The organism is Streptomyces sp. ML-6, from assembly GCF_030116705.1.
Taxonomy (GTDB): Bacteria; Actinomycetota; Actinomycetes; order Streptomycetales; family Streptomycetaceae; genus Streptomyces.
The window spans coordinates 5,766,065-5,780,633 of record NZ_JAOTIK010000001.1 but is presented as its reverse complement, the minus strand read 5'-3'; the positions used below and the strand labels follow the sequence as shown (position 1 = coordinate 5,780,633).

The 14,569-nt window shown below is 71.3% G+C and carries 14 protein-coding genes; 7 read left to right on the top strand and 7 right to left on the bottom strand.

Annotation, left to right across the window (positions count from 1 at the left end; translation table 11 throughout):
* Positions 1 to 22 precede the first annotated feature (22 nt).
* The gene (locus OCT49_RS25685) at positions 23 to 358 is read left to right on the top strand and encodes a DUF427 domain-containing protein (protein ID WP_283854182.1); all 336 of its coding nucleotides are present in this window, start codon (positions 23 to 25) and stop codon (positions 356 to 358) included.
* 96 nt (positions 359 to 454) lie between these two features.
* Positions 455 to 1,255: an alpha/beta fold hydrolase gene (locus OCT49_RS25680; protein ID WP_283854181.1), complete on the top strand. Its 801-nt coding sequence runs from the start codon at positions 455 to 457 to the stop codon at positions 1,253 to 1,255.
* 90 nt (positions 1,256 to 1,345) lie between these two features.
* Here the strand turns inward: OCT49_RS25680 and OCT49_RS25675 are convergent, their stop codons facing one another.
* Complete coding sequence (locus OCT49_RS25675) at positions 1,346 to 2,080, bottom strand: M48 family metallopeptidase (protein WP_283854180.1); 735 nt, start codon at positions 2,078 to 2,080, stop codon at positions 1,346 to 1,348.
* A gap of 183 nt (positions 2,081 to 2,263) precedes the next feature.
* Positions 2,264 to 2,743, bottom strand: coding sequence for an ATP-binding protein (locus OCT49_RS25670; protein WP_283854179.1), 480 nt, complete (start codon positions 2,741 to 2,743; stop codon positions 2,264 to 2,266).
* A gap of 286 nt (positions 2,744 to 3,029) precedes the next feature.
* Here OCT49_RS25670 and OCT49_RS25665 point away from each other — a divergent pair, with 286 nt between their 5' ends.
* From OCT49_RS25665 to OCT49_RS25655, 3 genes are all read left to right on the top strand, one after another.
* Positions 3,030 to 3,884: a helix-turn-helix domain-containing protein gene (locus OCT49_RS25665; RefSeq protein WP_283854178.1), complete on the top strand. Its 855-nt coding sequence runs from the start codon at positions 3,030 to 3,032 to the stop codon at positions 3,882 to 3,884.
* A gap of 11 nt (positions 3,885 to 3,895) precedes the next feature.
* Positions 3,896 to 4,099, top strand: a complete 204-nt coding sequence (locus tag OCT49_RS25660; RefSeq protein ID WP_283854177.1) for a DUF397 domain-containing protein — start codon at positions 3,896 to 3,898, stop codon at positions 4,097 to 4,099.
* 119 nt (positions 4,100 to 4,218) lie between these two features.
* Positions 4,219 to 4,419, top strand: a complete 201-nt coding sequence (locus OCT49_RS25655; protein WP_283854176.1) for a DUF397 domain-containing protein — start codon at positions 4,219 to 4,221, stop codon at positions 4,417 to 4,419.
* A gap of 7 nt (positions 4,420 to 4,426) precedes the next feature.
* Here OCT49_RS25655 and OCT49_RS25650 read toward each other — a convergent pair whose 3' ends face one another.
* The 4 genes from OCT49_RS25650 to mnmA all read right to left on the bottom strand — a co-directional run bounded on the left by OCT49_RS25650 (position 4,427) and on the right by mnmA (position 8,237).
* The gene (locus OCT49_RS25650; protein ID WP_283854175.1) at positions 4,427 to 4,609 is read right to left on the bottom strand and encodes a restriction endonuclease subunit S domain-containing protein; all 183 of its coding nucleotides are present in this window, start codon (positions 4,607 to 4,609) and stop codon (positions 4,427 to 4,429) included.
* 257 nt (positions 4,610 to 4,866) lie between these two features.
* Positions 4,867 to 5,703, bottom strand: a complete 837-nt coding sequence (locus OCT49_RS25645) for an RloB family protein (RefSeq protein ID WP_283854174.1) — start codon at positions 5,701 to 5,703, stop codon at positions 4,867 to 4,869.
* Positions 5,700 to 6,842, bottom strand: coding sequence for an AAA family ATPase (locus tag OCT49_RS25640; RefSeq protein ID WP_283854173.1), 1,143 nt, complete (start codon positions 6,840 to 6,842; stop codon positions 5,700 to 5,702). Before OCT49_RS25640 ends, OCT49_RS25645 begins: the two co-directional genes overlap by 4 nt.
* Positions 6,843 to 7,106: 264 nt before the next feature.
* Positions 7,107 to 8,237 (bottom strand): tRNA 2-thiouridine(34) synthase MnmA, encoded by a 1,131-nt coding sequence (mnmA, locus tag OCT49_RS25635; protein WP_283854172.1) that lies wholly within the window; start codon positions 8,235 to 8,237, stop codon positions 7,107 to 7,109.
* Between the two features lie 61 nt (positions 8,238 to 8,298).
* Between mnmA and OCT49_RS25630 the strand changes: the two genes are divergently transcribed.
* Positions 8,299 to 8,979: an N-acetylmuramoyl-L-alanine amidase gene (locus OCT49_RS25630; protein ID WP_283855944.1), complete on the top strand. Its 681-nt coding sequence runs from the start codon at positions 8,299 to 8,301 to the stop codon at positions 8,977 to 8,979.
* A 183-nt stretch (positions 8,980 to 9,162) separates the two neighbouring features.
* Here the strand turns inward: OCT49_RS25630 and OCT49_RS25625 are convergent, their stop codons facing one another.
* A complete protein-coding gene (locus OCT49_RS25625; RefSeq protein WP_283854171.1) occupies positions 9,163 to 10,332 on the bottom strand; it encodes a cysteine desulfurase family protein in 1,170 nt (389 codons plus the stop codon).
* A gap of 257 nt (positions 10,333 to 10,589) precedes the next feature.
* Here OCT49_RS25625 and OCT49_RS25620 point away from each other — a divergent pair, with 257 nt between their 5' ends.
* Positions 10,590 to 14,429 carry a S8 family serine peptidase gene (locus OCT49_RS25620; protein ID WP_283854170.1) on the top strand — a complete coding sequence of 1,280 codons (3,840 nt, stop codon included), beginning with the start codon at positions 10,590 to 10,592 and terminating at the stop codon, positions 14,427 to 14,429.
* The last annotated feature ends 140 nt before the right edge of the window (positions 14,430 to 14,569 follow it).

Below are 14,569 nucleotides of genomic sequence, written 5' to 3'. Positions count from 1 at the left end.
CGACCGTGTGGCTGAAGCCCGTATGGCTTCCGTATCAGGACACCGCATCACGGTCGAGCCCGGGACCACACACGTACGTGTGGTCCGTGACGGGCTCGTACTCGCCGAGAGCCGCCGTCCGCTCGTGCTGCGCGAGACGGGCTGTCCGGTTCGTTACTACCTGCCGCCCGAGGACGTCCGCACGGACCTCCTGTCCCCTTCGGGGACCCGTACCCACTGCCCGTTCAAGGGGGACGCCTCCTACTGGTCGCTGCCGGGTGCGGCGGATCTCGTCTGGGCCTACCAGGAGCCGAAGGACGAAGTCGCCGCCATCAAGGACCACTTCTGCTTCCACGACACCGGGACCGTTGCCGACTGACCCTCAAAGTACGCCCCTGACCTGGGCAATCGAAGATTCCCAAAAAAACTTCAGCCGGACCGATGAGTTTTTCCGGGGCCGGCGGTCCACCCTCGCATGGACAAGATTCTCTCCCGCGACGGCACCATGATCGCGTACCGGCGGCGGGGCGAAGGACCGCCGGTGGTCCTGGTGGGCGGGGCCCTGGGCACGGCGGAGACCGAGGCTCCGCTGGCACGCCTCCTCGCGCCCCGCTTCCACGTCGTGACCTACGACAGGCGCGGACGCGGCGCCAGCGGTGACAGCGGGCCGTACGCGGTGGAACGCGAGATCGAGGACCTGGCCGCCGTCGTCACCGCGGTGGGCGGCCGGGCGTCGGTGTTCGGCGTGGGCGCGGGCGGGGCGCTGGCCCTGGAGGCGCACGCGGCCGGGCTCCCCGTCGACCTGCTGGCGGTGTACGAGCCCCCGTACACGCCGGGCGCCTCCGGCCTCCAGTACAAGGCGTGCTGCACCTCCCGGCTGCACCGGCTGCTGTCCTCCGGGGACCGCGCCGGGGCCGTCGAGCTGTTCCTGTCCGTGACCGGCGTACCGGCCGACATGATCGCCCGGATGCGGCGCGCCCCGCTGTGGAACGGCCTGGTGTCGATGGCGCACACCCTGGCGTACGACGACGCGCTGCTCGGCGACGGCTCGATCCCGGCCGAGCGCTTCGCCTCCGTCACGGCGCGCACCCTGGTGGTCTGCGGCGGCGCCAGCACCGCCTCGGCCCGACGGTCCACCCGCGCCCTGGCGGACGCGCTGCCCCGGTCCCGCCACCGCACCCTGACCGGCCAGACCCGCGAACTGGCGCCGCAGGCGGTGGCCCCGGTCCTGACGGAGTTCTTCGCCCGGGACGTGTACGCCCACCAGGCGTCCTGATCCCACGACCCGCTCCGCGCGGTCCCGCCCGTACGGGGGTCGGACGCGACCGCGCGGGGCGTCTGCGATGCCGCCTTCACTTGAGATGTTTCACCGCACGGCCCCGCGCCACAGCTCGGGCTCCACCTCGGCGAACTGCTTCTCCCGTGCATCCGCGTCCGGCAGGACGAGCCGCACCTCGCGCCGGAACGCAGCGCCGTGACCGGCCGCGCGCAGGTGGCAGAGTTCATGCACCAGGACGAGGTCGACCAAGGACGGCGGCAGTTGCAGCACCGCCCAGTGGACCGTGATCGCACCGTCCGGGCGCAGGGCCCCCCACCTCGGCCCGAGATCACCTGCCTCGACCTGTGGTGTCGGCAGCCCGACGCGGGACGCGTACGAGGGCAGCCGTCCGGAGAGCCACCGGGTGCCGCACACCTCGTACCACTGGGCGATCCGGTGTGCGCCCTCGTCGGTCGTGCGCGGCCGGGGGAGCTCCAGCCACCCACGGTGGAGTCGCACGCGGCTCGCTTCTTCCGGTGGCAGCAGCCTCAGCCGATGGCGTCGTCCCAGATAGGCGAAGCCGGTGCCACCGATGAGTTCCTTGACCGGCTCGGCCGGCCGGGTCCGCCTTCGCCGGACTTCGCGCGCCAGCCGCGGCAGCCGTGTCCGTACGGCCCGCGCGACCGCGGCCGGATCGGCGTCCGGTGGCACGGCGAACAGCACGTCCCCGTCGTCCGTGACCTCGATGCCCAGGGTGCGGCGCCGGGGCCGTACGACGACCTGCCACGTCCACTCCCCCGGCACGGGGAGCGCCGCGATCGCCCGGTGGACGGGAGTGCTCATGGAGGCATTCCTACCACCCGGCCGACCGGTTTTCCGGCGCCGCCCCTCCCCGCGGTTCAGCGCTCGTTGTGCGCGCCGTACCGCAGGAAGTCGTCCCGCCGCTCGACCGCCGGCTCCATAGCGGGGCGCGGAGCCGACCAGGGCGGGAGCGGGCCCGATAGCCCGGGATGGGACGGGTGGCGGTCAGGTGGCGAGCGCCAGCTCGAACCAGATGGTCTTGCCGCCCGTGCCTAGTTCGCCCTCTCCTATGGCACACCCGCCCCATCGGTCGGCGACGAGTTCGAGAATGGCCATCCCCCGCCCGGCCTCGGCCTCCGGCCCGGCGGCCGGCGTGTACGGCTTGGGCAGATCCGGACTGAGGTCCCAGACGCTGACCCTGAGCACGGTGTGCCGCCACTGGAGCCGAACCCCGGCCGGCCCCAGGGCGTACCGCACGGAGTTGGTGGTCAGCTCGGACGTCAACAACTCGGCGCGGTAGGCGAGTTCGGCCAGCTCGTGAGCTCCGAGGATGGCCCGGAGGGCGGTACGGGCGATGCGGGGGCCGCGCGGGTCGCGGGGGAAGACGAGTTCGTAACTCCAGGGGTCGGCGAACGGAATGGGGGCGGGGTAGTGAGGGGCGTACGAGCTGTCGGGGGCGTGCGGGGCGGGATGGTCGGTCCTCACGGGCACCTCCTGGGGTGCGGGGCGAGTGGGTGAAGTGGGCGGTGCATCAGGGGTGGTTGCGGATGCTGTGCCGCGAGTGACGGTGGCAGTGCCGGTCCGGGCCTGCTTCCCGGGCGGGCAGGGCGGATCGGTGCGCTTCCATCCTGCGGACTGTGGCGCAGCTCATAAGCTAGAGCACAAGAGCTCACATGTGACTAGAAATTCACGAACGAGTGAGTGCAGGGCTCACGTTGGACCGCAGAGCGTGAGCCCTGCAAGACTGTGCAGGCTTGACGAGAGAGGACCCATGGCCCCACGGAACGCACTCACCAACCGCCAGCGTCGCCTGGCCGTCGAAATCCGACGCATGCGTGAGCGCGCAGGCATATCGATCCAGGAAGCGGCGGCGCTGCTCGGTTCGGACCGCACCATGATCTCCAACATCGAAGCAGGGCGCACTGGCCTCAGCGAGGACCGCACGCGCCAGATCGCCTGCCACTACGGGTGCGCGGATTCCCCATTGATTGATGCGCTGGCCGAGATGGCAGGCGGCCGTCGCACCCGCCACTGGTGGGACGAGTACCGGGGCAAGCTTCCGGACGGACACCTGGAAGTCTCTGAGATCGAGCACTTCGCAACCCGCATCCGCACAGCCCAGACGGTGCATCTGCCCGGCCTCTTCCAGACCGAGGAGCACGCCCGAGCAATCTTCGATCTCTCCGTACCTCCGCTACCGAGGCTGGAAGTCGAGCTGCGCGTCGCACACCGCATGAGCCGCCAGACCGTTGTCACTGGCGAGAGTCCGACTCCCTACCTCGGCATCGTTCACGAGGCCGCGCTACGGCTTGAGTTCGGTGGACGCGAAGTCGCCCGTCGGCAACTCGCCTACCTGGCAGATGCATCCGAACTGCCGCATGTAACCTTGCGGGTCATCCCGTTCCGCGCAGGGGCCTTCCACGGTGCTGGCCAGTCGATCCTGTATGCCGAAGGCCCGGTCGGACAGCTCGACACGGTCCAGTTGGACACATCGTTCGGCGGTCACTTCATTGATGCGCCGACGCCCCTGGGGAACTACCGTTCTCTTCTCGACCTGATGGAGGGATCAGCCCTCCCACCCGATGAATCGCGCGATCTCATCCGGTCAATCGCCCGCGAACTGTGAGAGGTTCCACCGTGTCCGAACATGACTGGCAGCGCTCGTCGTTCTGCTCAGGCGGCGGCAACAACTGTGTCGAGGTTGCCGCGGCGCCCCAGAGCAGCCACATCGTTCTGCGCGAGAGCGAGAGCCCGGACATCGTTCTGGCCGCCAGCCGAGGCGCCATGAGTGCGCTTCTGCTCAGCGTGAAGGCTCGTGATGCCGGGCAGGGCCACCGGTAAGAGTCATGGCCTTGGTGTAGTCACCCTGCCAGCGAGCAGATCTTCGCAGGCACCTCGCTGAACCGTACGCAATTTCGCGATCTGGCTATCGTTGAAGAAATTTGAGAGTGGTGTCAGCTTTGTCCGAACTGAAGTGGCTCAAGTCGTCATTCTCCGAGGCGTCAGGCAACAACTGTGTTGAGGTTGCGATGGTGGATGCAAACGACATCGCCCTACGCGAGAGCGAAAGCCCGGCTGTTGTCATATCGACGAACCGAGCTGCGCTGCGCGCGCTGATTCTCGGAGTGAAAACGACAGGGGCAGGTTCTGGCCACCTCTGAGATTCAGTTACGCAGCCATGGCGTGAGCCCCACCGCTCAACAGCCCCTCCACCACACCAGACTGAGCTGCCCGCAGCTTGGCCACCACCGCCCGCTGTGCAGCGATTCGCGCGTCGAGCAAGGCCACCGCCTCGACCGCTTTGCGCTGCTCCTCGATGCTCGGCAGGGGAATCTGCAAGGCCTCGACCACACTCGCACTGATCTTGACCGTGCTTTCGCTGGTCCCCCTCGTCTCCGACTGTACGGCTGTCCGAATGGTCCTGGAAATCAGGGCGCGCTCAAGATACGAGGTGAGGAATACAGGTGCCGTTCGAGCTCGGGCAGGGTGATTCTGGCCACGCGCCATTCCTTCGTACGTACGGTGAGCGGATCGGAGTGCTCAGGGAAGCGTAGACGTCCTGCGGATGCGACGCGGACCGATGGCCGGATCGGGCGGGAACCGCGCGATCAGGCGTCCACGATTTCGAGGCTCACCAGCAGCCGCCAGACATCGGTGGACGGGTCTCGGTCGAGAACCGGGCAGTCGTCGGCGTGGCCCGAGTGCGGGATCAGCGGATCGGGGCGCTCGGGGGCGCCGGGCCACTGGTAGGAGTCCTTCCGGGTGGACTTCGCCCTGCATCTGCCGTGCTCGCACTGGGCGACCATGGACCGGGCGTGACGGACGGCGGTGGACTCCTTCTTCTTCAGCGCTTCGCGGCGCCCGTCCTTGACTCTCTTGTCATTGCGCCGGTCGAAGTTCTTGAAGGCCGGGTCCGCCTGCCGCAGCGCGTCCACCACATCCTTGCTGTCCCCACCGCGGCTGCCGCCGAACGCCTGGAAGTGGAGCAACAGCCACAGGTCGAACGAGGGGTGCGAGAAGCAGATCTGGGTGCCGTGCTCGGCCGCCAGGTCCAGCGCCTCGGGGATGTCGTGGTGCTGGTCGCGGTCGAAGAGGGCCCATGCCTCGTCCTCCGCCGCCTTCTCCTGGACCTTGGCGACCGCCCTGGCGGGGGTCAGCCCGTTCTTGGCATAGACGGGCTGGATACGGAATCGCCGTCCGCCGGTGAGGCTGCCGTCCCCGAAGCGTTCGTTGAGGTGGTTGAGGTAGTCCGGCTCGGTGGACTCGCCCTCGCAGCCGATGTACAGCACCCGTTGCGCCCGCGTATCGGCCGGAGGCGGCGGAGCGGGCGCCTCCAAGGGCTTCTCCTCGCCCTTCCGGCTCTTGCGCTTCGGCCGCCGAGGCGGCTCGTCCGACTGCTCCTGACCGCCGTGCTGTCCTTGCTGCTGCCCGCCCCGCGTACTCACGCTGTCGCCTTCTCCTCCTGCCAGGACAGTTCGCGGGCGATCTCCCCCGCGCTGACTCGGGGCACTCCGCCGTAGCGCCCGCGCAGATAGCCACGTTCCAGGTTCTCGCCGTCCTTCGGATGGGCAGCGGTCACGGGGTAGAGCTCGGTCGCGCCCGACCTGTTCTTGATCGCGATCCACACCTGTTCGCGGCCGAGCGGGCGGTCCAGCACCTCGCTGCCCAGCAGGGTCGCGTCGTGCGTCGTGAAGATCAGCTGTGCGTTGCGCGGGTTGGCCTTCGGGTCCTGGAAGATCCGTACGACCTCCGCCGCCAGGGTCGGGTGCAGGCTGGAGTCCAGTTCGTCCACGAGGAGCACCGCGCCCTTGTCGAGCACCGTGAGCATCGGGCCGAGGAAGGCGAACCAGGCGTGTGTGCCGAACGACTCCTCGGTGAGGAAGTCCAGCGGGGTCTCGTCCCCGTCCGCCGTGCGGTGGCGCAGTCTCACCGCACCGGTTTCCGGGTCGACGTCCATCCCGGTGATACCGAGGTCGGCTGCGGCCAGCAGGTTCATGACGCGCTCGCGGTAGCCGTCCTTCACGTTCTGCTCGATGAGCTCCTGGGTCCATCTGGTCCGGTGCTCGACGTCCGCGCCGGGCGTCACCAGCCACAGGTTGTCCAGGAACCAGCGATGCAACGCGGACAGCTGTGGGTCGTTCAGCGTGGCACCCGTGGACAGGAACAGAGCATCGGGGCGGGTGAGCGCCACCAGGTCGTCACGGCGGCCCTTGAAGCCGTCGCCCTCGAAGACGAACTCGCCGCCTTCCGCTTCGGGGCGTCCCGCCTCCCGGTCGAACCAGATCTCGCGCTCCCCCCGGGGGTAGGCGTGCAGCCATTCCGCCTCGACTCGCTCGTCCGAGAGCTCGAAGCCGTAGGTGAACCGGGTCCGGCTACGGCCGAGGGTGAGGTCCACCTCGTAGAGGCTGGTCTCTTCCGCGGATTCCCGGTCGAGCTTGAAGGGCTTGCGGGGCACCCCTGGTGTCTTCGCCCAGTCGGCGAAGGATGTGCGGACAGCGGCGCGCATGTCGCGCAGCGCGCTGAGCATGTTGCTCTTGCCCGCCGCGTTGGCTCCGAAGACCCCCAGTACCGGCAACGCCGACACTTCGCGTCCTTCATGGCTCAGTCCGGTCGCACGCGCGCGGCTCTCCCCGGATTTCGAGCCGATCAACGACAGCTCGCACTCATCACGGATGGAGCGATGGTTGGCCACCCGGAAACGCAGCAGCACCCTCGGCCTCCCGACAGGACGGGGAGGCTGACCCCGTCCGCACGTACACCACCTGCGGACGATCCGCAGGTGCAGCCTATGCCGCCGCTCCCTGCCGTGCCAGCCCCGTCCCCCTCGGCCTGCGGCGCCTCGGCGGGGTCAGCCGGGCGTCGCCGCGGTCTGCCGCCGGGTCGTCGTCGCGATCGTCGCCGAGCCGACGACGCGGGTGCCGTCGTACAGGACGACCGCCTGGCCGGGGGCCACGCCGCGGACCGGTTCGGTGAAGGCGACGTGCAGGGTGCCGTCGATGAGTTCCGCCGTGACCTCGGTCTCGCCGCCGTGGGCGCGGAGCTGGGCGGTGTACGTGCCGGGGCCGGACGGGGCGGTGCCGCACCAGCGGGGCCTGATCGCGGTGAGGGCGGTGACGTCGAGGGCCTCGGCCGGGCCGACCGTCACCGTGTTGTTCACCGGGGAGATGTCCAGGACGTAGCGCGGCTTGCCGTCGGGGGCGGGGTGGCCGATGCGCAGGCCCTTGCGCTGGCCGATGGTGAAGCCGAAGGCGCCCTCGTGGGTGCCGACCTTCGTGCCCGACTCGTCGACGATGTCGCCCTCGGCCGTGCCGAGCCGGCTCGCGAGGAAGCCCTGGGTGTCGCCGTCGGCGATGAAGCAGATGTCGTGGCTGTCGGGCTTCTTGGCGACGGCGAGCCCGCGCCGCTCGGCCTCGGCCCGGATCTCCTCCTTGGTGGTGAGGGTGTCGCCGAGCGGGAACATCGCGTGGGCGAGCTGCTTCTCGTCCAGGACCCCGAGCACGTACGACTGGTCCTTGGCCATGTCGGAGGCGCGGTGCAGCTCGCGGCTGCCGTCCTCGTTCAGCACGACGGTGGCGTAGTGGCCGGTGCACACGGCGTCGAAGCCGAGCGCGAGGGCCTTGTCGAGCAGCGCCGCGAACTTGATCTTCTCGTTGCAGCGCAGGCACGGGTTGGGGGTGCGCCCCGCCTCGTACTCGGCGATGAAGTCCTCCACGACGTCCTCGCGGAACCGTTCCGCCAGGTCCCAGACGTAGAACGGGATGCCGATGACGTCCGCCGCGCGGCGCGCGTCGCGGGAGTCCTCGATCGTGCAGCAGCCGCGCGCTCCGGTGCGGAAGGACTGCGGGTTCGCGGAGAGGGCGAGGTGCACACCGGTCACGTCGTGGCCCGCCTCGGCGGCGCGGGCGGCGGCGACGGCGGAGTCGACACCGCCCGACATGGCGGCGAGCACGCGGAGGGGGCGCTGGGAAGTCTGAGTCATAGCTCCACCAGGGTACGGGGCCCGGGGAACTCGATGCTCATGGATGAGCGTTGTGGATCACATGGACAGCAAGGGGAGGTCGGGCGCCCGAGGGTCCGCGAAGGCGGGGGCCGGGCGCGGCATCGGCCGGCGCGGGCTGCTGATCGGCGCCGCCGCCACGGCCATGGGCACGGCCGTGCTGGCGCGGGACGAGCTGGAGCGCGCCTGGTGGCGGCTGCCGGGGATCGAGAAGCCCCGCAAGCCGGGCGCCGTGGACTTCGCGCGCGCCGAGTGGATATCGGCCTCCCCGGCGAACTGGCGGCGGGCCGACCGCCCCGACGACTACCGGGTCGACCGGGTCGTCATCCATGTCACCCAGGGCAGCTACCGGAGCGCGGTGAAGGTCTTCCAGGACCCGGGGCACGGGGCCGCGGCGCACTACGTGGTCCGCAAGGACGGCCATGTGGCGCAGATGATCCGTGAACTGGACGTGGCGTTCCACGCGGGGAACAGATCGTTCAACGAACGCAGCGTCGGCATCGAGCACGAGGGCTTCGTGGACCGGCCGCAGGACTTCACGGCGGCGATGTACGGGGCGTCGGCGCGTCTGACGGCCGCGATCTGCGACCGGTACGGAATGCCGGTGGACCGGGAGCACATCGTCGGGCACGTGGAGGTGCCGGGCACGGACCACACCGACCCGGGGAAGCACTGGGACTGGGACCGTTACCTGAAGCTGGTCCGGGCGGCGCGGACGGCCTGAGCGGCGGTGCGGAGGGTCTGACCAGCGGTGTGGACGGCCTGACCGGCGGTCCGGGCCGCGCGGACGGGGCGGCCCACCCACGCCCCGCGCGTCGCCCAGCGCCCGTGCCTGCCGGCGCCCACGCCTGCCCGTGCCAGTCGGCGTCTGCGCCACCGGTGCACGTGTCACCGGTGGCCGTGGCGGTCAGCTGAGTCCGGCCGTGCGGGCCCGTTCCACCGCCGGGCCGATCGCGCGGGCCACCTCGTCCACGTCCTGCCCGGTCGACGTGTGGCCGAGCGAGAAGCGCAGGGTGCCCCGGGCCAGGTCCGGGTCGGTGCCGGTGGCCAGCAGTACGTGGCTGGGCTGGGCGATCCCGGCGGTGCAGGCCGAGCCGGTGGAGCACTCGATGCCCTGCGCGTCCAGCAGCAGGAGCAGGGAGTCGCCCTCGCAGCCGGGAAAGCTGAAGTGCGCGTTGGCGGGCAGCCGGCCACCGGGGGCCGGGTCGCCGCCGAGTACGGCGTCGGGCACGGCCGCCCGCACCGCGGCGACCAGGTCGTCGCGGAGTCCGCCGATCTCCCGGGCGAACTCCTCGCGCCCCTCGGCGGCGAGCCGTCCCGCGAGGGCGAAGGAGGCGATGGCCGGCACGTCCAGGGTGCCCGAGCGGACGTGCCGTTCCTGGCCGCCGCCGTGGAGCACGGGCACGGGCGTGTACTCGCGGCCCAGCAGCAGCGCGCCGATGCCGGACGGGCCGCCGATCTTGTGCCCGCTGACCGTCATCGCGGCCAGCCCGGACCGGGCGAAGTCGACTTCCAGCTGCCCGAACGCCTGCACCGCGTCGGCGTGCATCGGCACGCCGAACTCGCGTGCCGTGTCGGCCAGTTCGCGTACCGGCATGACGGTGCCGATCTCGTTGTTGGCCCACATCACGGTGATCAGCGCGACGTCGTCGGGGTTTTTGAGGAGCGCCTCGCGCAGCACGTCGGGGTGGACGCGCCCGTACGGGTCGACGGGGAGGTACTCGACGTTCGCGCCCTCGTGCTCGGCGAGCCAGTCGACGGCGTCCAGCACCGCGTGGTGCTCGACCGGGCTGGCCAGGACGCGCGTGCGGCGGGGGTCGGCGTCGCGGCGGGCCCAGTACAGGCCCTTCACCGCGAGGTTGTCCGCCTCGGTGCCCCCGGAGGTGAAGACCACCTCGCTGGGGCGTGCGCCGAGGGCGTCGGCGAGGGTCTCCCTCGACTCCTCGACGGTACGGCGGGCCCGGCGCCCGGCGGCGTGCAGTGAGGACGCGTTACCGGTGACGGCGAGCTGGGCGGTCATCGCCTCGATCGCTTCCGGAAGCATCGGCGTGGTCGCGGCGTGGTCGAGGTAAGCCATGGTGGGCTCGATTCTACGAGCCCGTGGCGGGGCGTACGGCGGGCGCATGGCTCCCCGGGGATTCCCCGAGGATTCCCCGGCGATTCCGCGTGATTTCGCGTGATTCCGCCCGTGCGCGCGGTGGGGCGCACCGTGTCGTTTTGGCGACATGTCGCAAGCACGGCACCGAAGAGGTCTGGTGCGGCGATCAATGGGGGCCCCAGTCTTGAGCCGCACCGCGTGTCCGTTTCCTTGCCTCGCCTCCTGGAAAGGTTCCGATGCACATACGGCATCGCTCTGCCGCCGTTCTGGCGACAGGCGTCCTCATCGCCACCCTGTCCCCCGTCTCCTCCGGCGCGAGCGCCGCCCCGGCGCCCGCCGCCGTCGGCGCGAACTCCGCCGACCGCCCCCAGGTCAGCTCCGTCACGCTCGTGACCGGTGACCGGGTGCGGCTGGAGACCTTCCCCGGTGGCCGGAAGGCCGTCTCCGTCGAGCCGGCCGCGGGCGCTTCGCAGGCCGACTTCGCCCAGCTGGAGATCGACAAGCAGTTGTACGTGCTGCCCCGCGCGGCGCTCCCGTACATCTCCTCCGGCAAACTGGACCGGCAGCTGTTCAACATCACCGCCCTGATCGAGCAGGGTTACGACGACGCCCGCACCTCCGCCATCCCGCTGATCGCCCGCTACACCGGCGGCACGGACCCCACGGCCAAGGGGGCGCCCACCGGTTCGCGCAAGGGCCTGGTCATCAAGAGCCTGCGCGGCTCGGCACTGAAGGCGGACAAGAAACAGGCCGGGCGCTTCTGGAAGGCCATCGACGACGACGCGCTCGCCAAGAACGGCGCCAAGAGCGGTGCGAAAAACACCTCCAAGAACTCCGCCTCCAAGGACTCCGCTTTCGAGAACGCGGCCTTCGAGGGCGGCATCGAGAAGCTGTGGCTGGACGCGAAGGTCCACGCCTCCCTCGATCGCAGCACCGCGCAGATCGGTGCGCCCGAGGCGTGGCGGGCCGGCCACGACGGAACCGGCGCGACCGTCGCCGTCCTGGACACCGGCGTCGACGCCACCCATCCCGACCTGGCCGGGAAGCTCGGCGAAGTACGCAACTTCACCGACGAATCCACCGCGAACGACGGCCACGGCCACGGCACCCACGTCGCCTCCACCATCGCCGGCAGCGGCGCCGCCTCGGGCGGCTCGCGCAAGGGCGTGGCCCCGGGGGCACGGCTGCTGATCGGCAAGGTGCTCGACGACAGCGGCTCCGGCCCGTACTCCGCCATCCTGGGCGGCATGGACTGGGCCGCCCGCTCGGGCGCCGACGTCGTCAACATGAGCCTGGGCGGCCCGGCCACCGACGGCACGGACGTGCTCAGCCTCGTCCTCGACGACCTCAGCGAGGAGACCGGCACCCTCTTCGTCGTCGCGGCGGGCAACACCGGCGCTGACTACACGGTGGGCTCCCCAGGCACCGCGGCGAGCGCACTGACCGTGGGCGCCGTCGACCGCGACGACAAGCTGGCCCCCTTCTCCAGCCGCGGCCCGCGCGCCGGGGACAACGGCGCCAAGCCCGACCTCACCGCTCCCGGCGTCGGCATCGTCGCCGCCCGCGCGGCCGGTACGTCCATGGGCAGCCCGGTGGACGCGGATCACACCGCCGCGTCGGGCACGTCCATGGCGACCCCGCACGTGGCGGGTGCGGCGGCGATCCTGGCCGGGCGCCACCCCGACTGGAGCGGCCGGCAGCTCAAGGACGCGTTGATGAGCACGGCGCGCACCGCCCCCGACCAGACGGTCTACGAGCAGGGCACCGGCCGGGTGGACGTGGCCCGCTCGGTGCGCCAGCAGGTGCGCGCCACCGGCACCACCACCTTCGGCTACCTGCAAGCGGACGCGGGCCCGCAGCAGGTGGGCGTCACCTACACCAACGACGGCGACGCACCCGTCACGCTCGCCCTGGACACCACCTTCGACAAGTTCTACGGTTCCCCGGCCCCGGCAGGCGTGGTGAGCGCCCCCGCGCAGGTCACCGTGCCCGCCCACGGCACCGCCGACGTGACCGTGACCCTCGACGCGCCCGCGCTGCCGGAGGGCGTCTACGGCGGTCGCCTCACCGCCACCACGGCCGACGGGCAGACCCTCGCGCACACCGTTCTCTCCGTGACGAAGGACCCGGTCACGCACAAGGTCACCATGCGCGGCGTGGACCGCGCCGGGCAGCCGGCGACCGTCTTCCCGCTGATCCTGCTGGGCCCCACGGGCCGCTTCGACATCGTCCACGAGGTGCCGGCGGGGCAGAGCCTGACGGTGAACGTGCCCGAGGGCATGTACTACCTGCACGGCGTCATCACGAAGAGCACGGTGGACAACGTCACCAACAGCCTGGTGGTCAACCCCCGACTGCGGGTGAGCGGCGCCACGGACCTGGTGCTCGACGCGCGCGAGGCGGTCCCCGTGAAGATCCGGACCCCCCGGCCGGCCGAGCAGCGCGGCCCGGTGGTCTTCTCCACCCACTGGAAGACCGGCGACCGGGAGTTCGCCGGCTTCTTCACCAGCGGCCACAGTGGCGGACAGCTCCTCCACGTCACACCCACCGAGGAGTTCACCGAGGGCACCTTCGAGTTCACCTCCCGCTGGCAGCTGACCGCACCGATGCTCCGCGCCCGCGCGCGCTCCGGCACCGCCGCGACCGACGCCCCCGTCCGGCTGCTCCACAACTCCCCCGCCGTGGAGGGCGTGCGGCGCCTGCGGGTGGTGGACGCCGGGCACGGGCGCCCCGAGGACTACGCGGCGCTGCGCGCACGGGGCATTGACGTCCGCGGAGCGGCGGTGCTCGTGGAACTGGAGGAGGTGGAGTACGACGAGGCGGTGACCTCGGCCGCCCGGGCCGGAGCCGCGGCCGCCATCACCACCGCCGGCGGCAACCGGTACGCGACCGCGTCCTGGCAGCCGGTGAGCCCGCGACTGCCCGCGATCGGGCTGTACGCCTCCCCCGCCACCGCGCAGCGACTGCGCGCGCCGGGCACCGTGCTGGAGCTGAGGGGAACCCCGGCAAGCCCCTACCTCTACGACGTCGTGCAGGTCTCCCGACAGCGCGTCCCCGAGCACGTGGTCCACGAGGTCGGGCCGAAGAACACGGCCACCGTGGTCTCGCGCTACCCGGACACGGGCGGGGCCCGCTACGTCACGGAGAGCCGGCCGTCCTGGCGTCCGTGGGAGGGGGAGGAGGTGTACCTCTCCGTGCAAGCCCGGTACGTCCGCACCGGCCAGGTCCGGACGGAGTACCTGAGCGGCCCCGCCGACACCCGGTGGCTGCACTGGGTCAACCCCCGCACCACCTGGGCGATCCAGGCACTGGGGACCGGCATGTTCGGCCCCCTGCGCACCTACCGGCCCGGTGAGCACGCCACGGAGAGCTGGTACGCCCCCGTGGTGCGCCCGGCGATCCCCCGGGGTGCCGAAGGGCTCGCCCAGCGCAAGGGCGACCAACTGACCATAACGGTGCCCGAGTTCGTCGACACCGCCTCCGGCCACTACGGCTACGCCCTGCCCCGCAAGGACGCCGGCACCCCCCACCCCGACGAGACCCGCGCCGTGCTGCGTCGCGACGGCGAGATCCTCGCCGAAGGCCCCCGGGCGTGGGGCACCTTCCCCGCGGGCGGGGACGACGGCCGCTACCAGCTGGACCTGGACGTGAAGCGCACCGCCCCCGAGGGCACCCTCTCGCGGGCCACCAGCACCCGCTGGTCGTTCACGGCCCCCCGCCCGGCCGGGGGCGAGGAGTCCCTGCTCCCCCTCCTCCAGCTCGACTACGACGTGGCCACCGACCTGCGGGGCTCCGCCCCCGGCTCCAGGTCCTTCGCCTTCGGGGTGAGCGCCCGCCACCAGGAAGGCCTGACGGGCCGTTCCGTGAAGGGCATGGAGGTGTCCGTCTCGTACGACGACGGCGCGCACTGGCGGGCGGCGAGGACCTCCGCCCGGGGCGACGGCGCCTACCGGGTCCGGGTCACCCACCCCGCGACCGCCCGCACCAGCGGGTACGTCACACTGCGGGTCCGCGCCTGGGACGACGCGGGCAATGAGGTGACGCAGGAGATCGAGCGGGCGTACGCGCTGAGGTAGTACGCGGGAGCCGGAAGCCGCGACCGGGACCGGGGCCGGTCGCGGCTTCCGTGCGTCCTGCGACAGCCAGCCGCCACGGCATCCAGTCGCCACGGCAGTCGGGCGCTACGGCAGCCAGGCTCCACGCCGGCCAGTCGTCA

Coding starts and splice junctions, on each gene's coding strand:
- mnmA (WP_283854172.1), bottom strand. CDS start 8,237: ATGACTCAGACTTCCCAGCGCCCCCTCCGCGTGCTCGCCGCCATGTCG.
- OCT49_RS25680 (WP_283854181.1), top strand. CDS start 455: ATGGACAAGATTCTCTCCCGCGACGGCACCATGATCGCGTACCGGCGG.
- OCT49_RS25665 (WP_283854178.1), top strand. CDS start 3,030: ATGGCCCCACGGAACGCACTCACCAACCGCCAGCGTCGCCTGGCCGTC.
- OCT49_RS25685 (WP_283854182.1), top strand. CDS start 23: ATGGCTTCCGTATCAGGACACCGCATCACGGTCGAGCCCGGGACCACA.
- OCT49_RS25630 (WP_283855944.1), top strand. CDS start 8,299: ATGGACAGCAAGGGGAGGTCGGGCGCCCGAGGGTCCGCGAAGGCGGGG.
- OCT49_RS25675 (WP_283854180.1), bottom strand. CDS start 2,080: ATGAGCACTCCCGTCCACCGGGCGATCGCGGCGCTCCCCGTGCCGGGG.
- OCT49_RS25625 (WP_283854171.1), bottom strand. CDS start 10,332: ATGGCTTACCTCGACCACGCCGCGACCACGCCGATGCTTCCGGAAGCG.
- OCT49_RS25620 (WP_283854170.1), top strand. CDS start 10,590: ATGCACATACGGCATCGCTCTGCCGCCGTTCTGGCGACAGGCGTCCTC.